The 25,641-nt window shown below is 34.9% G+C and carries 21 protein-coding genes; 15 read left to right on the top strand and 6 right to left on the bottom strand.

From position 1 onward, the window contains the following. The first annotated feature begins 2 nt into the window (after positions 1-2). Complete coding sequence (locus EZM65_RS05830; protein WP_136667617.1) at positions 3-1,970, top strand: transglycosylase domain-containing protein; 1,968 nt, start codon at positions 3-5, stop codon at positions 1,968-1,970. Here the strand turns inward: EZM65_RS05830 and EZM65_RS05825 are convergent, their stop codons facing one another. Further along, positions 1,971-2,720 (bottom strand): LytTR family DNA-binding domain-containing protein, encoded by a 750-nt coding sequence (locus EZM65_RS05825; protein WP_136667616.1) that lies wholly within the window; start codon positions 2,718-2,720, stop codon positions 1,971-1,973. Beyond that, positions 2,717-4,543: a histidine kinase gene (locus EZM65_RS05820; protein ID WP_136667615.1), complete on the bottom strand. Its 1,827-nt coding sequence runs from the start codon at positions 4,541-4,543 to the stop codon at positions 2,717-2,719. Before EZM65_RS05820 ends, EZM65_RS05825 begins: the two co-directional genes overlap by 4 nt. 149 nt (positions 4,544-4,692) lie before the next feature. On the opposite strand from EZM65_RS05820, the gene EZM65_RS05815 reads away from it, so the two are divergent. From EZM65_RS05815 to feoB, 6 genes are all read left to right on the top strand, one after another. Then, positions 4,693-5,850 (top strand): vWA domain-containing protein, encoded by a 1,158-nt coding sequence (locus EZM65_RS05815; protein ID WP_136667614.1) that lies wholly within the window; start codon positions 4,693-4,695, stop codon positions 5,848-5,850. Between the two features lie 123 nt (positions 5,851-5,973). After that, entirely contained in the window at positions 5,974-7,590 is a 1,617-nt protein-coding gene (locus EZM65_RS05810; RefSeq protein WP_136667613.1) for a DUF4139 domain-containing protein, read from the top strand. Positions 7,591-7,670: 80 nt separating this feature from the next. Beyond that, on the top strand, positions 7,671-8,384 hold the full coding sequence (locus tag EZM65_RS05805) for a 3'-5' exonuclease (protein WP_136667612.1): 714 nt from the start codon (positions 7,671-7,673) through the stop codon (positions 8,382-8,384). An 86-nt stretch (positions 8,385-8,470) separates the two neighbouring features. Further along, a complete protein-coding gene (locus tag EZM65_RS05800) occupies positions 8,471-9,910 on the top strand; it encodes a nucleoside recognition domain-containing protein (RefSeq protein WP_136667611.1) in 1,440 nt (479 codons plus the stop codon). A 78-nt stretch (positions 9,911-9,988) separates the two neighbouring features. After that, on the top strand, positions 9,989-10,225 hold the full coding sequence (locus EZM65_RS05795) for a FeoA family protein (protein ID WP_136667610.1): 237 nt from the start codon (positions 9,989-9,991) through the stop codon (positions 10,223-10,225). After that, positions 10,225-12,318, top strand: a complete 2,094-nt coding sequence (gene feoB, locus EZM65_RS05790; RefSeq protein ID WP_136667609.1) for a ferrous iron transport protein B — start codon at positions 10,225-10,227, stop codon at positions 12,316-12,318. The genes EZM65_RS05795 and feoB overlap by 1 nt, the downstream gene beginning before the upstream one ends. A 117-nt stretch (positions 12,319-12,435) precedes the next feature. Here the strand turns inward: feoB and EZM65_RS05780 are convergent, their stop codons facing one another. The 3 genes from EZM65_RS05780 to EZM65_RS05770 form a co-directional block, all read right to left on the bottom strand. Beyond that, a complete protein-coding gene (locus EZM65_RS05780; RefSeq protein WP_136667607.1) occupies positions 12,436-12,714 on the bottom strand; it encodes a hypothetical protein in 279 nt (92 codons plus the stop codon). 136 nt (positions 12,715-12,850) lie between these two features. Beyond that, positions 12,851-14,722, bottom strand: a complete 1,872-nt coding sequence (locus tag EZM65_RS05775) for an Nramp family divalent metal transporter (RefSeq protein ID WP_136667606.1) — start codon at positions 14,720-14,722, stop codon at positions 12,851-12,853. Position 14,723: 1 nt separating this feature from the next. Beyond that, complete coding sequence (locus EZM65_RS05770) at positions 14,724-15,377, bottom strand: metal-dependent transcriptional regulator (protein ID WP_136667605.1); 654 nt, start codon at positions 15,375-15,377, stop codon at positions 14,724-14,726. A 101-nt stretch (positions 15,378-15,478) separates the two neighbouring features. Here EZM65_RS05770 and EZM65_RS05765 point away from each other — a divergent pair, with 101 nt between their 5' ends. From EZM65_RS05765 to mgtE, 8 genes are all read left to right on the top strand, one after another. After that, positions 15,479-17,701 carry a TonB-dependent receptor domain-containing protein gene (locus EZM65_RS05765; RefSeq protein ID WP_136667604.1) on the top strand — a complete coding sequence of 741 codons (2,223 nt, stop codon included), beginning with the start codon at positions 15,479-15,481 and terminating at the stop codon, positions 17,699-17,701. Continuing rightward, positions 17,701-18,159: a DUF255 domain-containing protein gene (locus tag EZM65_RS05760; RefSeq protein WP_136667603.1), complete on the top strand. Its 459-nt coding sequence runs from the start codon at positions 17,701-17,703 to the stop codon at positions 18,157-18,159. The genes EZM65_RS05765 and EZM65_RS05760 overlap by 1 nt, the downstream gene beginning before the upstream one ends. A gap of 65 nt (positions 18,160-18,224) precedes the next feature. After that, entirely contained in the window at positions 18,225-19,496 is a 1,272-nt protein-coding gene (gene serS / locus EZM65_RS05755; protein WP_136667602.1) for a serine--tRNA ligase, read from the top strand. Positions 19,497-19,572: 76 nt separating this feature from the next. Then, positions 19,573-21,414, top strand: a complete 1,842-nt coding sequence (locus tag EZM65_RS05750; RefSeq protein ID WP_136667601.1) for a tetratricopeptide repeat protein — start codon at positions 19,573-19,575, stop codon at positions 21,412-21,414. A gap of 63 nt (positions 21,415-21,477) precedes the next feature. Continuing rightward, entirely contained in the window at positions 21,478-21,789 is a 312-nt protein-coding gene (locus EZM65_RS05745) for a DUF4286 family protein (RefSeq protein ID WP_136667600.1), read from the top strand. Positions 21,790-21,991: 202 nt separating this feature from the next. Beyond that, positions 21,992-22,471 (top strand): nucleotidyl transferase AbiEii/AbiGii toxin family protein, encoded by a 480-nt coding sequence (locus tag EZM65_RS05735; RefSeq protein ID WP_136667598.1) that lies wholly within the window; start codon positions 21,992-21,994, stop codon positions 22,469-22,471. 15 nt (positions 22,472-22,486) lie between these two features. Beyond that, positions 22,487-23,266, top strand: coding sequence for a 16S rRNA (adenine(1518)-N(6)/adenine(1519)-N(6))-dimethyltransferase RsmA (gene rsmA, locus EZM65_RS05730; RefSeq protein WP_136667597.1), 780 nt, complete (start codon positions 22,487-22,489; stop codon positions 23,264-23,266). Further along, positions 23,256-24,608: a magnesium transporter gene (gene mgtE, locus EZM65_RS05725; RefSeq protein ID WP_136667596.1), complete on the top strand. Its 1,353-nt coding sequence runs from the start codon at positions 23,256-23,258 to the stop codon at positions 24,606-24,608. Before rsmA ends, mgtE begins: the two co-directional genes overlap by 11 nt. Here mgtE and EZM65_RS05720 read toward each other — a convergent pair. Beyond that, the gene (locus tag EZM65_RS05720) at positions 24,605-25,534 is read right to left on the bottom strand and encodes a magnesium transporter CorA family protein (RefSeq protein ID WP_136667595.1); all 930 of its coding nucleotides are present in this window, start codon (positions 25,532-25,534) and stop codon (positions 24,605-24,607) included. The two genes, mgtE and EZM65_RS05720, sit on opposite strands and share 4 nt — an antisense overlap. Positions 25,535-25,641 lie beyond the last annotated feature (107 nt).

Genomic DNA, 25,641 nt, shown 5'->3' with positions numbered 1-25,641 from the left:
TCATGAGAACAAAAAAGCAATGGTTATTTCTGGTTCTTACAGTACTTTCAGTACTTGTAATTGTTATTGCCGGAGCAATTTATCTTTTCCGTGACACTATACTTGAACAAGGGATTCAAAAAGTCAGCCACAAATTCAAAACCGAATATAACGCCGAATTTAATGTGGGAAAAGCACAATTTGTAGGTGCTTCAAGCATTGAATTGGAAAATATCCAAATTATCCCCGATCAAAAAGACACGTTGCTTTCTGTTGAAAAAATAAAGACAGAATTGAGTCTGCTGCAGCTTTTAACAGGTGATGTTCAGCTGACAAATCTTGAAATGAAAAATGGATTCATTCAGCTGGTTAAAAATAAAAACGGCCGTAATTTTGATGCTTTTCTAAAGAAAGATAAAAACGAAGAATCAACCAATGAGAAAAAAGATTACGCAAAACTGGCAAACAGAATCCTGACTAAAATTCTTAACCTCTTCCCTACTAATATGAACATGGATAATTTATCCCTTCGTATAGAGGATATGGGTAAAAAAATCAATTTCCACATGCATCATCTGGCTTTGGAAAATGAAAAGTTAGACACAAAAATTAATGTCAGCACAGGTACTTTTAATCAGGACTGGAATATTTCGGGATTTGCCAATTCAAGAAAAAAACAAGCCGATTTACTTTTCTCATCTGCAGATACGTCAAAAATTAAAGTACCGTATGTTGATGAAAAATATGGCTTACAAACCAGCTTTGATAAAATCCGTTTAAAAGTAGACCGGATTGAAATGGATTTTGGCAAACTTCATATTGATGGTTTGGCTTCCATTTCCAACTTAACATTGAATCATCCTAAAATTGCCCGTAAAGATGTTGTTATCAAAAATGCCCAATTCGATTACCGATTCTTATTGGGCAGTGATTTTATTTCTTTAAGCGAAAATTCGGTGGCACAGCTCAACAAGATTAAAGTAAAACCATATTTAGAATACAATACCGAAGAAGATACAATTTACAAGCTAAGACTAAAGCTTGACCAAATGAAAGCTCAGGATTTCATTACTTCTTTGCCCGAAGGCCTATTCTCTCATTTTGAAGGCATGCAGGCCGAAGGTGAATTTGATTACAACCTCAACTTTGAATTCAACAAAAACAAACCTCACAAACTTATTTTTGACAGCAAATTCAATAAAAACAATTTACGGATTTTAAAATACGGCGAAGCCAATTTGGAAAAGTTAAACACCGATTTTACTTACAGAGCAATCGAAAACGGCAAGCCACAACGTCCTGTTTTTGTAGGGAGGTCTAATCCAAATTTTACTCCGTTAGATTCGATTCCTTCATATTTAAAAAATGCGGTTTTAACGAATGAAGACCCTTCATTTATGCGCCATAGAGGATTTATTTCTGAAGCTTTCAAACAATCGATTGCTAAAAACATCAGAACTAAAAAATTCGCACGCGGTGCCAGCACCATCAGTATGCAATTAGTTAAGAATGTGTTTTTAACCCGTGAAAAAACATTGTCAAGAAAATTAGAGGAAATCCTGTTAGTGTATATATTGGAAAATAACCGAATTGCCTCCAAGCAAAGAATGCTTGAAGTGTATTTCAACGTAATTGAATGGGGACCAAATGTATATGGTGTAGGAGAAGCTTCGCAGTTTTATTTCTCAAAACAACCCGAAGACCTGACACTAAATGAATGTCTTTTCCTGGCTTCCATAGTTCCAAAGCCGAAAAAATTCATGTTCCAGTTTAATGAAGAAGGCCATCAAAAATCATATGCCGAAAAGCAGCAAAAATTTATAAAGAACCTGATGCTTAGACGTGCCTTGATTACTCCTGACGATACCATTGGCCAATCTATCCCGATTTATATATCAGGAAGAGCCCGTTCATTGCTTAGACTAAAAGTGATTCAGGATACTATAGCTATTGATTCATCTAAAGCCACTATGACAGAATTTGAGTTTTAATTATTTGAAATTCTTTAAAAACTGCTCTTTATAAGTCGGGGAAACTTCAATTTCCGCTTGATCATTGAGTACAACATAACCGCCTTTGTTGTACGATTTGACGTAGTTGATATTGATGATATGCGATTTGTGTACACGTAAAAAAGGAAACGGTAAAATTTCTGTAAAGTGTTTCAAAAAACGGCATACCATTTTTTTAGTTCCGTCAGCCAAGTACAGATCGGTGAAGTTACCGTTACCGCGAAGTCTTACAATATCTTCCATTTTCACAACTTCAAAACCTTCCAGAGTAGGTAGAATAACCTGCTTTTTTTCGGGTTGTGTTTCACGGAAATTCTCAACAATGATTTTATTCCTATTGAATAATTCATGGTTCAAGATATGCTGTTGGACTTTGTTTACAGCCACAATTAACTCTTCTATACTGATGGGTTTAAGTAAATAATAGGCTGCACTTTGATTAAGAGCCTTCAAGGAATACTCAGAAAAAGCAGTTACAAAAATAGTTTCAAACTGCAAATCTTTACAGGCTTCCAAAACATCAAAAGCATTTCCGAAAGGCATTTCAACATCCAGAAAAACCAATTGCGGTTTCACTTCATGCAACAACGGAACTGCTTCTTTGATATTTTGCGCTTCCCCAATCACCTCCACCTGTGGACAATACTTAGTCAGATAATTTTTAAGCACTTCTCTGGCTGCCGATTCATCCTCAACAATTACAGCCTGTATTTTTTGTAATGTCATCATATTTTTTCAAGCTTTGGAAAAGTGATTTCTACAATCGTTCCTGTGTTACCGCTGTTCTTTTCTGTAATCGAGAACGATATATTGGATTTATACAACTCATTCAAGAGATTAATTCTTTCTTTGGTATTAGTCACACCTCGCGATTGATGTACTTTCTGGTTTCGGGTTTTGAGCGCGGCACTTTGCGTCAATCCAATGCCGTTATCATCCACAATAACCGACACTTTACCTCTATTCAACTCAAACTTCAGCAATAACAATCCTTTTGTTTCGCGGTAACGCAAACCGTGCCAAATTGCATTTTCCAGATGCGGCTGAATCAACATATTAGGCACTAAAACAGTCTCGGAATCCAAAGCATCATCAACCACAATCTGATACTCGAATTTATCCTGAAATCGTAAATGTTCCAAATCCAGATACTTTTTCAACTGTTCTATTTCATTACCTAAACTGATAAAATCCTTGTTGGAATTCTCCATCATATTCCGCATCAAATGGGAATACGACGAAAGATACTTATTGGCTTCCAATTCTTTATTTTGCGAAATAAACTGATTCACACTGTTCAAACTGTTGAAGATAAAATGCGGATTCATCTCTCTTCTCAAAGACTGCAAGGCTATTTCCTTATTCTTAGTTTTAATAGAATACAACGCTTTCACAATAAATCCGAAGAACAACAGTAACAAAGCTATCGAACCTAACAATACGTAATTGAAAGTGTTTTTCTTCGAAATCAATTCGTCTTTCAGTGCTTTTTCTTTTTCCAACTGACGGATTTTCTCTTCAGTAACCTGAAATGTTTTCTCATCAATCAACGTACTGTCTTTCTGAATCAACTGGTCGAAATTTTGAAAAAAATCTTCATACAAAGCCATACTTTCTATGTCTTTACCTTTCGATTTATAATACTGAAGCAATTGTTTCAGACTGCTTTTAACATCATCGGTTTTACCATACTGCGAAGCCAGACCATACGATTTCTTTAATGAGGCCACTGCCTTTTCAGGCTCATTATTTTTAAAATAAATCGTGCTCAATGACTGCAATTGCTTAATCTGAGTGTTAAAATCATTTTGTTGTATCGCATCATCCAACAACTTCTGATTAATCGAAATAGCCTTATCAAACTGGTTTTCGGTGACATATACGTTAGCAATTTCATTCTTAAGTTTCACCACTTCTTCGGGTTTATCTTTGGAATACGTAATCGCTTTTTTAAGATTCTGAATTGCCTCCTCACTATTACGCTGCACCAAACTAGCCTCGGCCTGTTGCTTGTAAGCTTCTGCTACTTCTTCTTTTTTAGACTCTTTTTCCAACAACAGTACATTTGACTTGGAGTATTCCTTTTGAACTGCCGGATTATCAACATTCCGCAATCGATTGGCATCGTTTTTATTTATAAGCTCCGCATCTTTATCTGCTGAAGCCGCACCTGCCATTTCATAACTTTTAATCGCTGCATTTACCTTGTTCTGCGATTCCTGTACTTTAGCCAGATTACGGGCTACTCTGGTTTTGTCTCTATTTAAATTGAGTTTGGTGTAACTTGCTAAAGCTTTTTTAAGATACTCTTCTGCCCGCACAAAATCTTCCTTATCAGTAAAACCTTTGGCTAAAACCTCATAATTTTTGGCAATTTTTAATTCGTCATTTGAATCCAACGATTCTTTCAAATCGCTCGCTGCCTTACTGATTTTTACAGAAGATGTTTTTTTACTTTTGGCTTGAGGCACAATAGTATCCTGTGCCAGCATTTCACATTGAAATCCCAACATCAAAATGACTGTCCAAAACATCCAATTTACTCGTTTCATCTTTGTAATTATTTGATAATGTAAAGAAACTACTTTAAAAAATGCTATCAAAACGATTTCACCAAGTCAACCTCCCCTTTCACCCATTCTGCAAAAAACGTGCTATTTCTTCCAATAATTTTGAATCATAATCTTAAAACAAAATAATCATGAAAACGTCAATTTTATTCTCAACCGCTTTGTTAGCCACTTCAATATCATTTGCTTCCTGCAACACTTCAACAGCAAAGCCCAAAAAAGCAATCACTGCACAAATAGCCGACGAAAACACAAAAATCCAAGTGGCACTTTTATTAGATACTTCCAATAGTATGGATGGATTGATTGAACAGGCAAAATCACGATTGTGGAATATTGTAAATACACTGACCACCTTAAAATACAATGGAAAAACACCGGATATTGAAATTGGTTTATACGAATATGGCAACGATGGTCTTTCATCTCAAAACAATTACATCAGACAGGTGGCACCATTGACAACCGATTTGGATTTAATTTCCGAAAAACTATTCTCTCTAAGAACCAATGGCGGATCAGAATACTGTGGTGCTGTAATATCAGATGCTACCCGACAGTTATCCTGGGGCAGAGACAGCCACAATATGAAACTAATCTATATCGCAGGGAATGAACCTTTCAATCAAGGAGGCATCAACTATAAAGAGGCGATCAGCGATGCATTACGCAACGATATTTATGTAAACACTATCTTCTGTGGTGATCAAATGGAAGGCATCCAAACCTTTTGGAGAGATGGTGCCGATGCCGGAAAAGGAAAATATTTTAACATCGATTCCAATCAGGCAGTGCATTATATTGTAACTCCTTATGATGTTAAAATTTCTGAATGTAATGTACGTATGAACGAAACCTACATTAGCTATGGCGCTAGAGGATATGAAAAGAAAATGAACCAACAAACACAGGATAGAAATGCTCAAGGTGTTTCAACAGCAAATTATGCGGAGAGAGCGGTGAGCAAATCCAAAGCAGTATATAAAAATGAGAGTTGGGATTTAGTAGATAAAGTGAAGCAGGACAAAGAAGCTGTAGCAAAACTTAAAAAAGAAGAACTGCCTAAAGAACTTCAAAACAAATCGAAAGAGGAGATAAAAGCGTATGTGGATAAAAAATCAAAAGAACGTGAAGTTATACAGAAAGAAATTACTGAGTTAGGTAAAAAACGTCAGGAATATATCGATACCGAAATGAAGAAAACAAAATCTCAGGATGATTTAGGAAAAGCTATCAATACGTCATTAATTGCTTTTGCCAAAATAAAAGGCTATACCGTTGAAAAATAGTCTTATAATCATAGTCGCAAATTCTTTTCTATTGACAAAATGGGATAGTGAAGAATTTGTGACTATTGTTTCCCAACCTTTTTACTTAAATTGTACTCTTATAGAGTATCAAATAAATTTATCATGCAAAAAATAGTGTCTATCCTACTGGTTTTAATGTCCGCAATAACTGTTGCCCAAAAACCTATTTTTACACAAGCTAGAGTAAAAGAAGCAACGGTATATTTCAACTCGGCAGAAATAGTACAGTCTACTAGTGCAATGCTACCTAATGGCACAAGTGAAGTTGTGGTTAAAAATGTAGCAAATAACCTAAATGAAAATTCGGTACAAATTGGAGCACCTTCAACAGTTACTGTTCTCTCTGTACAGTTTACTAATGATTATATTTCAGAATATGACATTGATGAAAACTCACCTGCCATAAAAAAAGTAAGGGATAGCATCAATTTGGTTCAAAAGGAAATCAATAAAGTAATTAACACCAAAATTTCGGAACAAAAAACGATTGAATTACTGGATAAAAACCAACAGGTCTTTGGTCAAAATTCGGGTTTAAGCGTTATCGAATTAACTAAAATGGTGGAATATTACAAAACCAAAAGAACAGAGATCAGTAATTCCATCAACGCACTAGAAGAAAGAGAAAAGAAATTAAGAGAAACTTTAACCCGTTTGAACACAAAACTGGAAGTTGACAGCAGTAAAGAAGAAAAAATGTCAACCGGTAAACTGGTACTGCAGCTTATGAATAATTCAGCAGGCAATGTACCATTAGATATTTCATATATTACCCAAAATGCAGGTTGGTCCCCTTTTTATGATTTAAGGGCAGAAAATGTAAAAGAACCTATCACTATGATGTATAAAGCACAAGTAGTTCAGAATACGGGTATTGACTGGAAAAAAGTGAAATTGACCTTATCATCAGGCAATCCTAATCAAAATAATCAAGCTCCTATTTTAAGTCCTTGGTTTTTAAATTATGGGGCTCCAAGTTATAATTACAGACAAAAAGGGATGATGAATCAATTACAAGGCAGTGTTGCTGGAGTTCAAGTTAAAGAATATAAAATGTTAGGTGAAGCTGCACCTGCATCTATTTCAGGCTATGTTGACATAGTTGAAAACCAACTCAATATTTCATTCGACATTGATATTCCTTATGATATTCTATCCAATGGAAAAGCGCATAGTGTTGCCTTAAAAGATATCAAAATACCAGCATCTTATAAATACTACTCGGTTCCTAAAATCGAAAAAGAAGCCTTTTTATTAGCCGAAATTAAAGACTACGGAAAATATAATTTACTGCCTGGTGAAGCCAATATCATTTTTGAAGGAATGTATGTTGGAAAAACACACATCAACCCAAGTCAGACATCTGATACTTTAAATTTAAGTATGGGTCGTGATAAAAAAGTATCAATCAAACGCGAAAAAGTAGTCGATAAATCAGGAACTAAGTTTTTATCTTCTAAAAAAGAACAGACTTTTACTTACGACATTACACTTCGAAACAATAAGAAAGAAGCCATTTATATGTTGCTAAAAGACCAATATCCACTTTCAAGTGACAAAGAAATTGAAATTGAGTTATTGGGAAAAGACGGCGCAAAAGTGAATAATGAGACCGGGATACTAACTTGGGATGTTAATTTAAAACCTAACGAAACCAAAAAAATAAGGATTAGTTATATAGTCAAATATCCTAAAGACAAAATAATTGGGAATTTATAAATCAAAATAGCTGTCTAAAATTAGACAGCTATTTTTTAATTGTTCCTTTTTTTCTATTTTAGTCAAAACACAAACAAACAATGCTAGACAAACTCCAACTGGAAAATGTTTTATTCCTTGATATAGAAACTGTTCCTGAATTTGAAAATTTTTCAGATTTGGACGAAACCAAAAAAGAGCTTTTTGATTTAAAAACACAATACCAGAGAAAAGACGAATACACTTCCGAAGAATTTTATGAACGCGCAGGGATTTGGGCTGAATTTGGAAAAATAATCTGTATTTCTGTGGGTTATTTTACTTTCAAAAGTGATATCCGTCATTTTAGAGTGACCACTTTTTTTGGAGATGAAATTAAAATCCTAAAAGACTTTTCAAATTTGTTAAACAATCATTTTGGTCAGCCTCAGCATGTTTTATGTGGTCATAATGCGAAAGAGTTTGATTTTCCTTTTATAGCCCGAAGAATGATTATTAACGGAGTTACCATTCCCCAAAAACTGAATCTCTTTGGCAAAAAACCATGGGAAGTCCCGCACTTGGACACCCTTGAATTGTGGAAATTCGGTGATTATAAACATTACACTTCCTTAAAATTATTAACCAACGTTTTAGGAATTCCATCTCCAAAGGATGACATTGACGGCAGTGAAGTTGCAAAAGTATATTACACTGACAAAAACATTGACCGTATTATAACGTATTGTGAAAAAGATGTAATTGCGGTGGCCCAGATAATATTACGGTTAAGAGGCGAAGATTTATTAATTGAGGAAGAAGTGATTCATGTGTAAAATTCAGTAACAATCTCAAATTAATAGTCATTGCAATTGATTTTTGCTATTGCCATTGATTTACTACATTTACAAAAATTTAAACTATGGTTCTAAGCAGATTTTGGCTGGTAATTTTCATTTCGTCTATTACATTCATTGTTATAAGCCTATTTACAGGAAATAATTATTCTACTGATTTTATCCTAAACGGTAAAAAAGACGATCCGATTTTAGTTTCTGAAAAATACTTAAACCAAATTCCGAAATTTGTTGCCGACAGTATTGAAAAAGCCCCCGATATGACAATGATTGTCAATCGTGATACTTTAAATGCTGATACAACCTATGTTTATAAAAATCAAACGGTAAAATTATACAGTGGCATTCAAAAAGCTGATGGATTATTGCCTACCTGTAAAAACAGTTTGGTTGACTTAATCATACCGCTGATTGCCTATTTAGCCTTTTTCTGCGGGTTAATGGAACTTCTGATTATATCAGGTGCTTCTGAAAAATTAGCTAAAAGACTGAGTCCGCTTTTTGCAAAAGTTTTCCCTTCAATACCTAAAAACCACGAATCAATATCGTATATGACGTTAAATTTTGCCGCTAATTTCCTTGGATTGGATTCAGCAGCAACGCCTTTTGGATTAAAAGCCATGCAAAGTTTACAAGAATTGAATCCGGATAAAGACAAAGCCAGTGATGCACAAATTATGTTTATGTGTTTGCACGCAGCTGGATTGACTTTGATACCAACTTCCATCATTGGTTATCGTGCGGCAGAAAATGCAGCAAACCCGGCAGACGTGATGTTGCCTTGTATTATTACTTCATTTATTGGTACAATAGCGGCATTTCTTATTGTAGGAATACGTCAGCGTATTAATTTTAAAAGTGTTGGTCTGTTAGCCGCATTGATGGGGGTTATAGGTGCTATTGTAGGTTTGTTATTTTACATAAACACTTTGGATTTAATTGGCAAAAATTCATTTACAGGTAATCTTTCAGGCTTAATGCTGATTGCCATTATCGGGTTTACTTTAATTTTTTCTTTTATCAACGAAAGAAAATTCTCAGAAGCCAACACAACTATTTTTGACACTTTTGTTGACGGTGCCCGCAACGGATTGAATACAGGTGTTAAAATTTTTCCTTATGTGATGGGAATGCTTGTGGCTATTTCTTTTTTTAGAAACAGTGGTTTGTTTGAAATTATCAGCAACGGAATCGCATTTGTGTTTTCCAATCTGGGTGTGAGCAAAAAAATCACTGACGGATTACCGGTGGCTATACTTCGTCCGTTTAGTTCTGGCGGATCAAGAGGATTTATGATTGACGCTATGCGTAATTCAGGTGTGGATTCATTTACCGGAAGACTTGTATGCATTTTCCAATGCAGTGCTGAAACAACATTCTATGTAATTGCGGTTTACTTTGGCTCAGTAAATATTAAAAACACACGTTATACACTGCCAACCATGTTATTGGTAGATTTTATATGCGTTGTAGCAGCCATAGCTGTGGCAAGTTGGTTTTTTTAATCAAACCTAACATTTATCATGTTCAACTTAAATTATATTCCTTACTTTTGTAATCTTAATTCAATCTAAATAAAGTAAGTGAAAATAAATTTAGCGCAATTAAAAAAAGGACAAAAGGCAATTATCGAAGACTTTGATATAGACCTTGTGCCTTTAAAATTGCTTGAGATGGGTTGTTTACCAGGAAACGAGGTTCAATTGCTTCAAGTAGCTCCTATGGGCGACCCTTTGTATATGATTGTAAACGATTCACACTTAGCTATTAGAAAAGAAACAGCACACGCTATAGAAGTAATCATTTCTAACGAAAGATAATGAAAGTTGGAAATATTAACATAGCGTTGATTGGAAATCCTAATGTTGGAAAAACCTCTGTATTTAATCAACTTACTGGGTTGAACCAGCAAGTTGGAAACTATCCAGGGATAACCGTAGAAAAAAAAGTCGGGGTTTGTAAACTGGCCTCAAATTTAAAAGCTACTATTTTAGATTTACCGGGCACTTATAGTTTAAATGCCAGTTCATTGGATGAAAATGTAGTAATTGAACTTCTTCTGAATAAAAATGACAAAGATTATCCCGATGTCGCTATTGTTGTGACTGAAGTGGAAAATTTAAAGCGTAACCTTTTACTTTTTACACAAATTAAAGATCTTGAAATTCCAACAATTTTAGTGATCAATATGGCAGATAGAATGTCATACAAAGGAATTTCTTTGGACATACCTTATTTAGAAAAAACGTTAAAGACTAAAATTGCATTGGTTAGCTCCAGAAAAGGTGAAGGCATTGAAACGCTTAAAAACCTTATCGTCAATTACAAAAACATTCCAACAGAGCCTTGCTTAAACGCTTCTGAAATTGATCCGGTATATTTTGGGAATTTACGAAAAGCTTTTCCTAACCAATTGCTATATAAATTGTGGTTAGTGATAACACAGGATGTAAATTTTGTCAATTTAGATAGAAAAGAATTACCTGACCCCTCTTTTACCAAATCAAAAGACCAATTAAAGAGGCTCCAGCATAAAGAAACTATTAAGCGTTATCAGTTTATTAATGATACACTTAAAATTGGTCAAACTGTTGACATCAACCAAGCTAAAGATTTAAGAAGCCGATTAGACAGAATCCTGATGCACAAAGTATGGGGGTACTTCATCTTCTTTTTTATTTTGATGCTGATTTTTCAGTCTATTTTTGATTGGGCAAGTGTGCCGATGGATTTTATAGACAGTTCATTTGCTTCATTGGCAAGTTGGATTGAAACGCAAATGCCGGCTGGAATTTTAACCGATTTAATCACCCAAGGAGTAATTCCTGGCATTGGAGGCATTATTATTTTCATACCGCAGATTGCTTTCCTGTTTTTTTTCATTTCTGTATTGGAAGAAAGCGGTTATATGAGCCGCGTGGTATTTATCATGGATAAACTGATGCGCCGTTTTGGACTATCCGGAAAGAGTGTTGTCCCTCTTATTTCGGGAACAGCTTGTGCCATTCCGGCTATCATGGCAACCCGAAATATTGAAAACTGGAAAGAACGGTTAATCTCTATTTTAGTGACGCCTTTTACTACTTGTTCGGCCAGATTACCCGTTTATGCAATCATCATTTCCATTATTGTACCTAATAAACGTATATTGTTCCTTTTCAACTTACAAGGATTTGCTTTAATGTTCATGTACCTTCTTGGATTTATGATGGCATTGATTTCTGCCTGGATTTTACATAAATCACTTAACATTCAGTCGAAAACCTATTTTGTCATCGAAATGCCAAATTACAAATTGCCCATGTTCAAAAATGTGGCAATAAATGTTATAGAAAAGACAAAATCGTTTGTATTGGGAGCAGGTAAAATCATTTTGGCATTATCAATTATACTTTGGTTTTTAGCTTCTTATGGCCCTGGTGATGATTTCCAAAATGCAGAAAAGATAGTAACATCGCAGGTAAAACCGAATGAAAACATTGAAGCCGAAATTGCTACTTACAAATTAGAAAACTCCTACATAGGCAAAGTTGGTAAAGCAATAGAGCCGGTTATAAAGCCTTTAGGTTACGATTGGAAAATAGGTATTGCGATTGTCTCTTCATTTGCAGCCCGCGAAGTATTTGTGGGTACTTTGGCAACTATTTACAGCATTCAGGATTCAGAAAATCAGGATGCAACCGTAAAAAACAGGTTAGCAGAAGAAATTAATCACAATACTGGTGAAAAGTTATTTAACATGGCAACCGGTGTTTCATTATTGCTCTTCTATGCTTTTGCCATGCAGTGTATGAGTACCTTGGCGATTACAAAAAAAGAAACCAATAGCTGGAAGTGGCCGTTAGTTCAATTAGTGTTCATGTCAGGATTTGCCTATACAGTTGCACTGATTGCATATCAATTATTAAAATAAGATGATTCAGGAAATAATTGCTTTTTCGTTACTTATTCTTGCTATAGTTTTTCTGTACAAAAAATTCTTTGGCAAAAAGAAACCAAAAGACAATTGTGGTAATGATTGCGGCTGCAGTTAATATCCTAACTTAATCATGTAATCACTTAAATTAACTGAAGTCCCGTCTTTGGGATAAGGCAATACCCACACTGTCTTCAAAGGCTTATCGGTTTTAGGCAGCCGATTGGCAAACCAAGCTACTATTTCGCTCTGATTTTGTGGTGTAAGCGTTAATTGTGTCTGCTCAGTGATTTTACTATTTTCATACACAGCCACTTCAAACTGCACTTCACCTGCCCAGATGCATTGCACGTTTTCAGGACAACGGGAGTCATTTATTATTTTGATTAACACAATTTCTTTAGCTGATTTCCCATCTAATTTTTGATCAATATTCGTAACTGCTTTTTGAGAACAGCAGCTAACAAAAAAAAACTAATGCTGAAAACAATAAGATTAACTTCTTCATAAAAAATTATTTCAACACAAGTTAATCATTTTTTACTATATACAACGGAATTGAAATTTTATGACGGAGTGCATCAACTGTTGTTCCAAATAGGATGTCTTTGAATCCTGTATGTCCATGGGTTCCCATCACTAAAATATCAAAATTGCCATGGTTGATGATTTTAGGAATTGCTTTATTAGGTTTGCCAAAACCTAACTTAGTGTTTACCACAAAACCTTTCTCAGTCAGCAATTCCTTATATTTATGCAGTAATTCTTCATCTATACTAGTTTCCTGATCCTCAATGTTTTTACCATATACTATCGCTCCAACGGTTTCCACCACGTGTATCAAAGTATATTTTGCTTCCAATCCTCCTAAATCGATAGCATGATTTAATGCTGTTTCATCAGCCTCGGAGAAATCTACTGCTACAGCAATATTTTTCATCTTCGATCCAACTGATTGTGTAAACTGAATATTCATGTTATGCGGTGAATGGTTCAGTATTCTGCTCGATTTTTGAACAAACGGTTTAATAATGATATACAGCAGCAAAATTGCAAAACCAACAGCAACCGGAACAACCGTTAACCACAGAACCAAAGGATTTTCAGAAGCTTCCAGCAAACTTTGTAATTCACCAAAAACAAGCTTAGCATTTAATCCTACAATAATCAATGCAATAATCCATGATGCTGTTTGAGTCCATTTGCCTATTGCAAAACCTTTCATTTTATTTTTATCACTCACAAAATGTATCAAAGGAATTATGGCAAAACCCAACTGCATACTTAGCACTACCTGACTAAAAATAAGCATTTTGCCGGTTACTTTTTCACCAAAAATGTAAATCACAATCATTGCTGGTACTATGGCAATTAATCGGGTGATAATACGGCGTACCCAAGGCTGGATTCTTAAATTCAAATAGCCTTCCATCACAATCTGTCCGGCCAAAGTTCCTGTTATAGTAGAGCTTTGTCCCGCTGCAATTAAAGCAACCGCAAACAATATAGAGGCCCATTTTGTACCCAACATAGGTGCTAAAAATTGGTGTGCATCCTGAATCTCGGCAACATCAAACATTCCGTTTTTGTAAAAAGTGGCGGCCGCCAGAATTAAAATTGCGGCATTCACGAAAAAGGCCAGGTTTAATGCAATGGTCGAGTCTATTAAATTATATTTCAAAGCCTGTTTTATACCTTTTTCACTACGGTCAAATTTACGGGTTTGAACCAATGAGGAATGTAAATATAAATTATGGGGCATTACCGTAGCTCCAATAATACCGATTGCAATGTACAACGCCGTTTCATTAGGCAGTGAAGGAATTAATCCCGAAACTACCTGAGCAAGATCAGGCTGTGCAAATATCATTTCAAAAACAAATGAAAAACCTATAACCGCAACCAAAGCTATAATGAAAGCTTCCATTTTCCGGATACCCTTATTGATTAAAAACAACAATAGAAATGTATCTAAAACCGTAATCGCCACACCTTCCAGTAACGGTATTCCGAATAACAGATTCAAACCGATTGCCATACCTAAAACTTCTGCAAGGTCACAGGCCGCAATAGCGATTTCAGCCAGAATATATAAAAGGATATTCACAAATGGCGAATAGGTTTCCCTCGATGCCTGGGCTAAATCACGCTGGGTTACAATTCCCAGTCGGGCACTCAAGCTTTGCAGTAACAAAGCCATAATATTACTCATTAAAAGCACCCATAACAAGCTATACCCAAACTGACTTCCTCCTGCCAAATCGGTTGCCCAGTTCCCCGGATCCATATAGCCCACGCTGATTAAATAGGCAGGGCCTAAAAAAGCAAATATTTTCTTAAACCACGAACCCTTATTTTGTGTCGATACACTTTCGTGTACTTCTTCAAGCGATTTACTCATGCTATTGTTTTTTTATAAATAGATTTTCAGCTATTTTATTTGATATAACCAAATCCTTATTCTCAACTGTTATCTGTAAGGATCCGTCAAAAGCTTCTTTACCAATTACTTTAATGACTGATCCCAAAGAAATATTTTGTTTGTCCAAATACTGTAAAAAATCGGCCGAAGAATTTTTAACTCCAACGCAAATGTAATTTTCATCCGATGCTGCCTCGCTTAAAACCAGTTTGTGCGTCAAAATCATCTCTCCTTTCCTATTTGGAATAGGGTCACCATGCGGATCAAAACCGGGAAATTCTAAATAAGCATCCAATTTATCTATCAGCTTTTCCGATTTTATATGTTCCAGTTCTTCTGCAATTTCATGAACCTCATCCCAGGCAAAACCAAGCTTCTTCACTAAGAAAACTTCCCACAAACGATGCTTTCTAATAATCATCTTTGCGGCTAATTGCCCATTTTCAGTTAACGTTACACCTTGGTATTTTTGATAATCGACCAATTCTTTATCTGCTAATTTTTTTAGCATATCAGTGACAGAGGAAGCTTTGGTTTCCATCATTAATGCAATCGCATTTGTATTCACTCCTTTGGGTGAAGCCTCATTTAAATGATAAATTACTTTTATATAATTTTCTTCTGACTGTGTCATTTTCAAAAATTTAAGTCAAAAGTACTATTATTTTTTGAAGGTATGTAATTTATTTTTTAGTTTTGTCTAAAAATTTATTTACACACATAAAAATCACAATTGTGAGAAATCTAATCTGCCTTGCAGCAATAATCATCTGTGGCTGTATAAACGCACAGACTAAAATTCAGGGAACTATTTCATCTGATAAAATTACTTTTGATAATGTTGAAGTAACCTTAAATAAATCTTTCAAAACGAAGACTGATAGTGACGGAAATTATCTATTTGACAATGTAACTAACGGTTCTCATGAAATAACAGTTGCATTTGAAGGTTTTCAAACTCAGAAAAAAAAGTTTTTAGTTAAAGACACTACTAAAATTGTATTGAATTTCGAGTTAATTCCTGAAAAACAAAAAAAGAACGAATTAGACGAAGTTGTCATCACAGGTACCTTAAAGCCTGTCAGTCGTCTGGAGAGTGCGGTGCCGGTTGAAGTTTTTAAACCGACCTTTTTCAAAAAAAACCCAACAGCCAACATTTTTGAAGCTTTGCAAAATGTAAACGGAGTACGTCCTCAGTTAAATTGTAATGTTTGCAATACCGGTGATATTCACATTAATGGGTTGGAAGGACCTTACACACTGGTGTTGATTGATGGAATGCCAATTGTAAGCGGACTTTCAACTGTTTACGGACTTTCAGGAATACCAAATTCTTTATTGGAAAGAATTGAAGTGGTTAAAGGCCCGGCTTCATCGTTATATGGCAGCGAAGCCGTGGGCGGACTAATCAATATCATCACCAAAAATCCTAAAAATGCCCCTGCTTTTTCTGTCGATGGATTTTCAACAGGCTGGGGAGAAGCAAATTTAGACTTGGGTGCAAAAGTAAATCTTGGAAATACAGCATCTGTACTAACCGGAGTAAATTATTTCAATTATTCCAATCCAATTGATAACAATGATGATAATTTCACTGATGTAACCCTACAAGACCGGATTTCAGTATTTCAAAAATGGAATTTCAACAGAACGAGTAAAAAACTGTTTTCATTAGCCGGGCGTTATTTTTACGAAGACCGTTGGGGAGGCGAAATGCAGTGGCGTAAAAAATACCGAGGCGGAAGTGAAGTCTACGGGGAAAGTATTTATACAAGCCGCTATGAGATTTTGGGAGCTTATGAATTACCAGTAAAGGAAAAAATGCTTTTCTCTTTTTCATATACAGACCATGATCAGAATTCAGTTTATGGCAACATTCCATATTTAGCAAAGCAGAAAATAGGTTTCGGACAATTGACATGGGACAAAAAACTAAAAAATCATGATTTCCTTCTTGGAACAGCCATACGCTATCAACTATATGATGATAACACTACAGCAACTGTACAAAAAGACGAAAATTGGATTCCTAGTTTATTTGCACAGGATGAAATACATCTGTCAGAAAAACACAATCTCTTGTTAGGAGCACGATATGATTACAATAAAAATCATGGTAATATTTTCACACCTCGCCTGGCTTACAAGTGGAAAGTAAATGAGAACAGCATTTTCAGATTCAATACTGGAACTGGATTTAGAATTGTAAATTTATTTACCGAAGAACATGCCGCGCTTACAGGATCACGCGATGTAATTGTTCAGGAAGACTTAGAACCAGAGCGTTCCTATAATGTCAATATCAATTTTTTAAAGAAATTTTATTTTGAAAACGGAAGTTTCATTAGTTGGGAGTCCAGTGCCTGGTACACTTATTTTACCAATTCAATTATTCCTGATTATGATACCAATCCTGACCAAATAATTTATAAAAATCTTGATGGATTTGCTGTTACGCAAGGAATAAGCACTAACATAGATATGGTTTTCAACAATGGTCTAAAATTCATTCTTGGCGCTACTTACATGGATGTAAACAAAACCGAAAAAGGAGTAAAAACCCGTCAAATACTAACTGAAAGATTTACCGGAACCTGGTCTGTTTCCTATAAATTCCCTAATTTCCCATTTGAAATTGATTATACAGGAAACATATACGGCCCTATGCGCTTGCCTCATTTAGGACAAAACGACCCAAGAAAAAAATATTCACCTATATGGAGTATTCAAAACATTCAATTTACTTTTAATAAACTAAAAAACTGCGAAGTATATTTTGGAATCAAAAATTTATTGAATTGGACACCTAACAAAGGGAATCCATTTATTATTGCAGGGGCGGATGATCCATTCGACGAAGATGTGCAGTCTGGAGAATTAAGCTTCGATCCAGGATATGTTTATGGTCCTAACCAAGGCATCAGAAGTTTTATAGGAGTAAGATATACTTTAAAATAATGAAAAAAATCTTCTTCATAGTGTTATACTTATTTGCCCAGATACTTTATGGGCAAATAAAAACACATTCTTTTTCCGAAGTTGAAAATTTAAATAAAACTGATCCAAAACCTACTATTGTATTTATTCATACCTCATGGTGCAAGTACTGTAAAATGATGGAAAACAATACTTTTAAAAACCATGAACTTATTCGGATTTTAAACGAACAATTTTATTTTGTTTCGTTTGATGCTGAAGAAAAGTCAGATATCACTTTTTTGAATCATACATTTAAATTCAAACCCACAGGACAAAACATTGGTATACATGAATTAGCTTCAGAATTAGCCACTATAAAAAATGAGGTTGTGTACCCCACAATTACGATTTTAGACAAAGATTATTCCATACTTTTTCAAAAACACTCTTTTACATCTGCTAAAGAGTTATTCACAATTCTTCAAAATCTTAAATAAATTTTGCATTTACGCTGCATTACATTGACTAATTGTTAAATTTGCGTTCTTATAAATTTTTAGTCATGTTACAAATAGCAGTTATTAGAGAAAAAAGGGAAGAAGTGATCAAAGCTTTAGCCAAAAGAAATTTTGATGCTACAGCAATTGTTGATTCTGTAATTGCATTAGACGAAAAACGTCGTGCAACACAAGTCGAATTAGATAACATTTTAGCCGAATCTAATAAACTGTCCAAGGATATTGGGGCGATGATGAAAGCTGGTGAAAAAGCCAAAGCGGAAATCTTAAAAGAAAAAACCACACAACTTCGCGAAAAAGGAAAAGAGCTTACAGAAAGTGTAAACGTTACAGCCGAAGAATTAATTTTAGAGCTATACAAATTACCAAATACGCCTGCTGATATAGTGCCACAAGGGAAAGATGCTGATGATAATATTAATGTATTTGAAGAAGGTGAAATTCCGGTATTGCACGAAGGCGCTTTACCACATTGGGATTTAATCAAGAAATACGATATCATCGATTTCGAATTGGGGACTAAAATTACTGCACCAGGTTTTCCGGTCTATAAAGGTAAAGGAGCCAAATTACAACGTGCACTAATTTCGTACTTTTTAGATAAAAATACCGATGCGGGCTATCAGGAAGTCCAAGTACCTCATTTAGTAAACGAAGCTTCTGCTTATGGAACAGGACAATTGCCAGACAAGGAAGGACAAATGTACCACGATGCAAAAGACGATTTGTATTTAATTCCTACTGCTGAAGTTCCGGTAACGAATATTTACAGAGATGTGATTTTACAGGAAAATGAATTGCCGGTTACTGTTACAGGTTACACACCATGTTTCCGTCGTGAGGCTGGTTCTTGGGGCGCACATGTTCGTGGTCTAAACCGTTTACACCAGTTCGATAAAGTTGAAATTGTTCGTATTGAACATCCTGATAATTCTCATGAAGCATTAAATGGGATGGTTGAACACATAAAAGAGATTATGCGTGAATTGAAATTGCCTTTCCGTGTTTTGCGTTTATGCGGTGGCGATATGGGCTTTGCTTCGGCTTTGACTTATGATTTCGAAGTATTTTCAACAGCACAGGATAGATGGTTGGAAATTTCATCGGTTTCCAACTTCGAAACATTTCAGGCAAATCGTTTGAAACTACGCTTTAAAGGAAAAGATGGTAAAACACAATTAGCCCATACATTAAACGGAAGTTCATTAGCCTTGCCCCGTGTTTTAGCTGGCATTCTAGAAAATTACCAAACGCCGGAAGGAATCGTAATTCCAGAAGTATTACGAAAATACACAGGGTTTGATATTATAAATTAGTTATTTAACAAAAACCTAAAATGTACTAAAGTGGCAGAATTATTGCTACCTTAGTACATTATTTTTTATATTAAAAATGAAGAAAATCTGCCAGATACTTTTCTTTATTTCTGTTACTGCTTCGGGTCAGGAATATACGGTCACACCTCCAACGGGTAGTAATCCGCAAGCCCATTTGCCTCAAGGCAACAACGCAAATGAGTATTTGGCACAAAATTATTTTGACCGTGGGGAATTTGACAAAGCTGTCGTGATGTATGAAGAATTGGTCAAAAAACAAGCCAGCAATTATCAATTTTTTCAAAAGCTGATTGCGTGCTATCAACAACTCAAACAATTCGACAAAGCTGAGGAGACAATTCAGGCAAAACTCAACAGAACAAAATACCCTAATTTATATGTTGAATTAGGATATAATTTCCAGCTTCAAAAGCAACAGGATAAAGCCGATAAGTATTACAAACTTGCTATTGACAAAATCAATGAAAATGCCAATAATGTATATCTGGTTGCCCGTGATTTTGAACAAAAAGTATTATTGTCACAAGCTATAGAAGCTTATACTCTTGGGCAGAAATTAAATCCTGAAACCAATTTTGATTACCAAATTGCCTTGTTACAGGGACAATTAGGAAATATAGATTTCATGATTGATTCTTTACTGGATTACGCCAACAAATATCCAGGCAATTTAATTCTGGTTCAAAATCAGCTCAATCGGTTTTTAGCAGAGGATCATTCTAAAATTTTTGCGGACACACTCCGAAAAGCATTATTACTGAAGACACAAAAAACACAGGATATTTTTTGGAATGAATTTATGAGTTGGTTTTTCATCAGCCAAAAAGAATACAACAAAGCATTCATACAGGAAAAAGCTATTTACAGACGTAATCCTGAAAATTTCAGCCGTCTTTTTAATTTAGCCCGATTGGCCTCTCAGGAAAAAGAGACAGAAACTGAAAAAGAAATTTTATCATTCATATTAGAATATGCAACAGATGCCGATGTTATTCTGGACATGAATTATGGATTACTGCAGATTGACATCAATAATGCCAAAAAAGAAAACTATCCATCCATAACAGAGCGTTTCAACAAATTGTTTGCTGACTATGGATACGGTTCAAACACTGTAAAACTTCAAGTGTTAAAAGCTCACTTTGACGCCTTTTACCTTAACCAGTTTGAATCAGCTAAAAGCCTGCTGAACAAAACATTGGAACTCTCCTTAAATGTCTATGCAAGAGCCGAAGTAAAATTAGAACTTGCCGATATTCTTCTATTGGATGAAAAATTCAATCAGGCTATCATTTATTATGCACAGGTTGAAAGTGAGCTGGAAAATGACGAGGTAGCCCATGAAGCCAATTTAAAAATGGCAAAAGCAAGCTATTATAAAGGTGATTTTGAATGGGCCAAAAAACAGTTTGAAGTATTAAAATCTTCCACTTCACAGTTAATCGCCAATGATGCAATGGAATTGTTTTTATTAATTTCCGACAATACTGTAGAAGATTCAACCCAGGTTGCGTTGAAAAAATTTGCCAAAGCTGATTATTTGGCCTTTCAAAGCAAAAACAATGATGCTCTCGCTGCTTTTAAACTTATTCTGGAACAGCACAAAGGAGAAAGCATTGAAGACGACGTTCTCTTAAAAATGGGGGAATTACACGAAAAACAGCAACAGTATCAGGAAGCATTGGCAATGTATCAGCAAATCATAGACAAACATGCTGAAGAAATTTATATAGACGAAGCTTTATTTTTCTCTGCTGAAATTTACAGAAAACATATTCCGGATACTGAAAAAGCAAAAGCTTTCTACGAAAAAATATTGTTCAATCATCAGGATAGTATTTACTTTGTAGAGGCGCAGTTACAGTACCGCAAATTAAGAGGAGATAGTAATTTATAAAATGTTTATTTGGTAATTTGTTTATTCGGTTATTCGAATCCACAAATCCACAAATCCACAAATATGATAATCTACAACGTAACAATAAACATACACGAGAGTGTACACGACCAGTGGTTAGACTGGATGCAAAGCAAACATATTGGCGATATGCTGGCAACCGGAAAATTTTCTTCGGCAAAAATGGTAAAAGTACTTGTTGAGGAAGAAATGGGTGGCATAACTTACGCTATTCAATATTTCACTGACAGCAAAGAAACGCTTCAAAGCTATTATGACGAAGACGCTCCAAAATTACGTGAAGAAGGACTAATGCTTTTTGGCGACAAAATGCTGGCCTTTAGAACAGAACTGGAAATAATTTCAGAACATTAATTATACTAATTTTCAAACATTGTGGAAATTACATTTCAGAATAAAGAGCAAAGCAATAAACAGCAACGGGAAGATTTTTTAAAACTTTCGGGTGCTGAACGCGTTATTGCCTTTATTAATCTGTCTAAAAAAATAAATGCTTTTCCTTCAAAGAGAATAGAAAAAACAAGCAATAATTTTCTAATCGATTTCACAAAGACAAATGATTCAAAATTGGGATGAAGAAATTAAGCAGTTTATCATTTTATGTGATAAATTTAATGTAAGAATGCTTATGGTAGGCGGTGGTGCAGTTAATTTTCATGGTTATCAAAGACATTCTGCAGATATAGATTTTTGGATTGAAACAACATCTGAGAATTTTGAAAAACTAGTTTTTGTTTTCAAAAAAATGGGATATGAAATTGATGATTTCCCAAATGAAGTCAAAAATCAAGAGCAAAACATTTCAGTAAAGTTCTCTCCTAACAGCCTAAATTTAGAATTAATCACAAGGTTTTCAGTAAATAAATCTTTTGAAACAGCGTATAATGAGAGTGAAAAAGTTATAATAAATGATGTTGAAATTATAAAATGGAATGTGCTTTCTTTAGAAGATTTAATTACCAGTAAAATTAAATCCGGCAGACCTAAAGATTTATTAGACATTCAGGAATTAAAAATAATTAACAATAAACTTTAAACCATAAACAAACCGATGGATAAAGTAAAAGCAAAAAAACACCTTGGTCAGCATTTTTTAAACGACGAAAACATCGCACAAAAAATAGCTGATGCATTGACTCTGGAAGGGTATAATAAAGTATTGGAAATAGGGCCGGGAATGGGTGTTTTGACCAAATATTTATTGGAAAAACCTATCGAAACTTACGTAATTGAAATCGATACGGAATCCGTTGAATATCTGCAGACGCATTATCTAAAATTATCCAACAAGATTCTTTCAGAAGATTTTTTAAAGTATGATTTGACGAAAGTTTTTGGTCAGGAACCTTTTGCCGTAATTGGTAATTTTCCATATAATATTTCAACACAAATTGTATTTAAAGTACTGGAAAAGCGAAACCAAATCCCGGAATTTGCCGGCATGTTTCAAAAAGAAGTAGCGGAACGTATTTGTGAGAAAAAAGGAAGCAAAACGTATGGCATTTTATCGGTTTTAACGCAGGCATTCTATGATACCGAGTATCTTTTTACGGTATCAGAGCACGTATTCACACCTCCTCCAAAAGTAAAATCAGGGGTAATGCGCATGCGCCGTAAAGAAAACTTTAATTTACCATGCGATGAAAGACTGTTTTTCAATGTAGTAAAGACAGGTTTTAACCAACGAAGAAAAACATTAAGAAATAGTTTAAAAACCTTCAATCTATCGGAAAAGTTACGGGAAGATAGTATATTTGACCTCCGTCCGGAACAGCTTTCGGTGGAACAATTCATAGAACTCACTCAAAAAATCCAAGCCGATGGAGTTTAAAATCAGCCCCGAATTCATAGCTCAAATTGAGCAATTAATCAGTGAAAACAATGCACAGGAATTAGAAAACCTGTTGCAGGATGTCCATTTTGCTGATATTGCCGATATTCTTGATGAGCTTGATGAATACGGTGCCAATTATATTTTTAAACTCTTAGATTCCGAAAAAACAGCAGATGCACTTCTTGAATTGGATGAAGAGGTTCGTGTCAAAATCCTTAAAAACCTTTCGGCAAAAGAAATCGCAGAAGAGATTGATGAGCTTGACACTGATGATGCCGCCGATATTATTGCTGAACTGCCCCAGGCTAAAAAAGAACAGGTAATCTCTGAACTTGAAGACGTTGAACATGCTAAAGACATTGTTGACTTACTTCGGTATGATGAAGACACTGCCGGTGGTTTGATGGGTAAGGAAATGGTAAAAGTCAATGAAAACTGGAATGTACTTACCTGTGTAAAAGAAATGCGTCATCAGGCTGAACATGTTACCAGAGTACATTCTATATATGTAGTTGATGATGAGGACAGATTAAAGGGACGTCTTTCACTTAAAGATTTACTGACCACTTCAACAAAAACCCCTATCAGGGATGTTTATATCGACAAAGTTGATTATGTAAAAGTAGACACCAAAGATGTGGAGGTTGCCCGTATCATGCAAAAATACGACTTGGAAGCCATTCCTGTTGTTGATGAAATGGGACGCTTGGTTGGCCGTATTACCATTGATGATATCGTTGACGTAATTAAAGAAGAAGCTGATAAAGATTACCAGTTGGCAGCAGGTATCTCACAGGACGTTGAGGCTGATGACAGTATTTTGGATTTAACACGCGCACGGTTACCATGGTTGGTTTTGGCCTTACTGGGTGGTTTTATCAGTGTTCGTGTATTAGGTTTATTTGAACCTGCCATGAAAGGACATCCGCAATTGTTTTTCTTTACCCCATTAATTGCGGCGATGGCTGGTAACGTAGGCGTACAATCTTCAGCAATTATAGTTCAGGGTTTAGCCAACAATTCTATCAGCGGCACAATTTTACAGCGGTTACTTAAAGAACTTTCATTAAGCTTGTTAAACGGATTAATCTTAGCGACTATATTGCTTTTAGGGAGCTATTATTTATTAGGATTCGAAATACATATTGGTTTAACCGTAACTACAGCCTTACTTTCTGTAATTGTATTAGCCTCATTAATAGGCACCTTCATCCCTATTATATTAAACAAATACGGTATTGACCCGGCTTTAGCCACCGGGCCGTTTATTACCACCAGTAATGATATTTTAGGAATCTTAATTTATTTTTCTATCGCCAGAGTCATTCTGGGTTTTTAAAAAAGGTTTTTCTTCTTGAACAAATAAGCACCTATCATTGCTATTACACCTGAAAAAACAACAATAATCAGCAATCCGTTAGGGTTATTTTCCAGTTTATTAGGAACATTCATACCGTATAAACTGGCAATAAGGGTAGGTATCATCAAAATAATCGAAACCGAGGTTAACCGCTTCATGATCACATTCAAATTATTTGAAATTACCGAAGCATAAGCATCCATCATACCCGTAAGAATGTTGCTGTAAATGTTTGACATTTCAAGTGCCTGCTTTAATTCGATATCAACATCTTCTAACAAATCGGCATCAAAATACTCTCTTTCGGCTTTAAGATTTTTAATACGATGAAATAAAATATCATTCGCTTTAATAGAAGTGATAAAGAAAACCAAACATTTTTCCAACTCGAGTAATGCCTGAAGCTCTTCATTTTTAATTGATTTTTCAAGATTATCTTCAGCTAATTTAATTCGCTGATTAATCTGTTTCAAATATTTCAGATACCAGATACTGGACGATAAGAGTAGTTTTAATACTAAATCGAAATTATCCTTAACCGTTAAATTTTTTCTTTGGGTATAAATAATAAAATCATCCAACATTTCTGTTTTATGAAAACACACTGAAACAAAATGCTGACTGTTAAAAATAAGTCCGAGAGGTATAGTTGTAAATGGGAGTTTAGGGTCCTCACTTTTATAAGGAATACGGATAATGATCAGATTCCATCCATTTTCTTCTTCAATACGCGGCCGTTCATCAATATCTTCAATGTCATTATAAAAAGCTTCGGGAATTTGTAAATCATTTAACAAAAAGCTTTTATCTTCCTGTGTGGGTGACTCTATGCTGATCCAGCAATTTTGATTAAGATTGTTAGTAATTTCTAATCCGGAAATTCCGTTTTTGTAGTACTTTCTCATGATTTTGATCGTCGTTTTTTAACAAAGACCAAAAAACATGGCTTTGTTTTAAATTAGCAGTATTTCCTATGGGAACCTTCCATTTATTATTAAAAATTTGAAATATG

The organism is Flavobacterium sp. H122 (genome assembly GCF_004959765.1).
In the GTDB taxonomy this organism is placed as follows: Bacteria; Bacteroidota; Bacteroidia; order Flavobacteriales; family Flavobacteriaceae; genus Flavobacterium.
The sequence above is the reverse complement of the archived record's forward strand: the minus strand, read 5'-3'. Positions and strand labels throughout refer to the sequence as shown.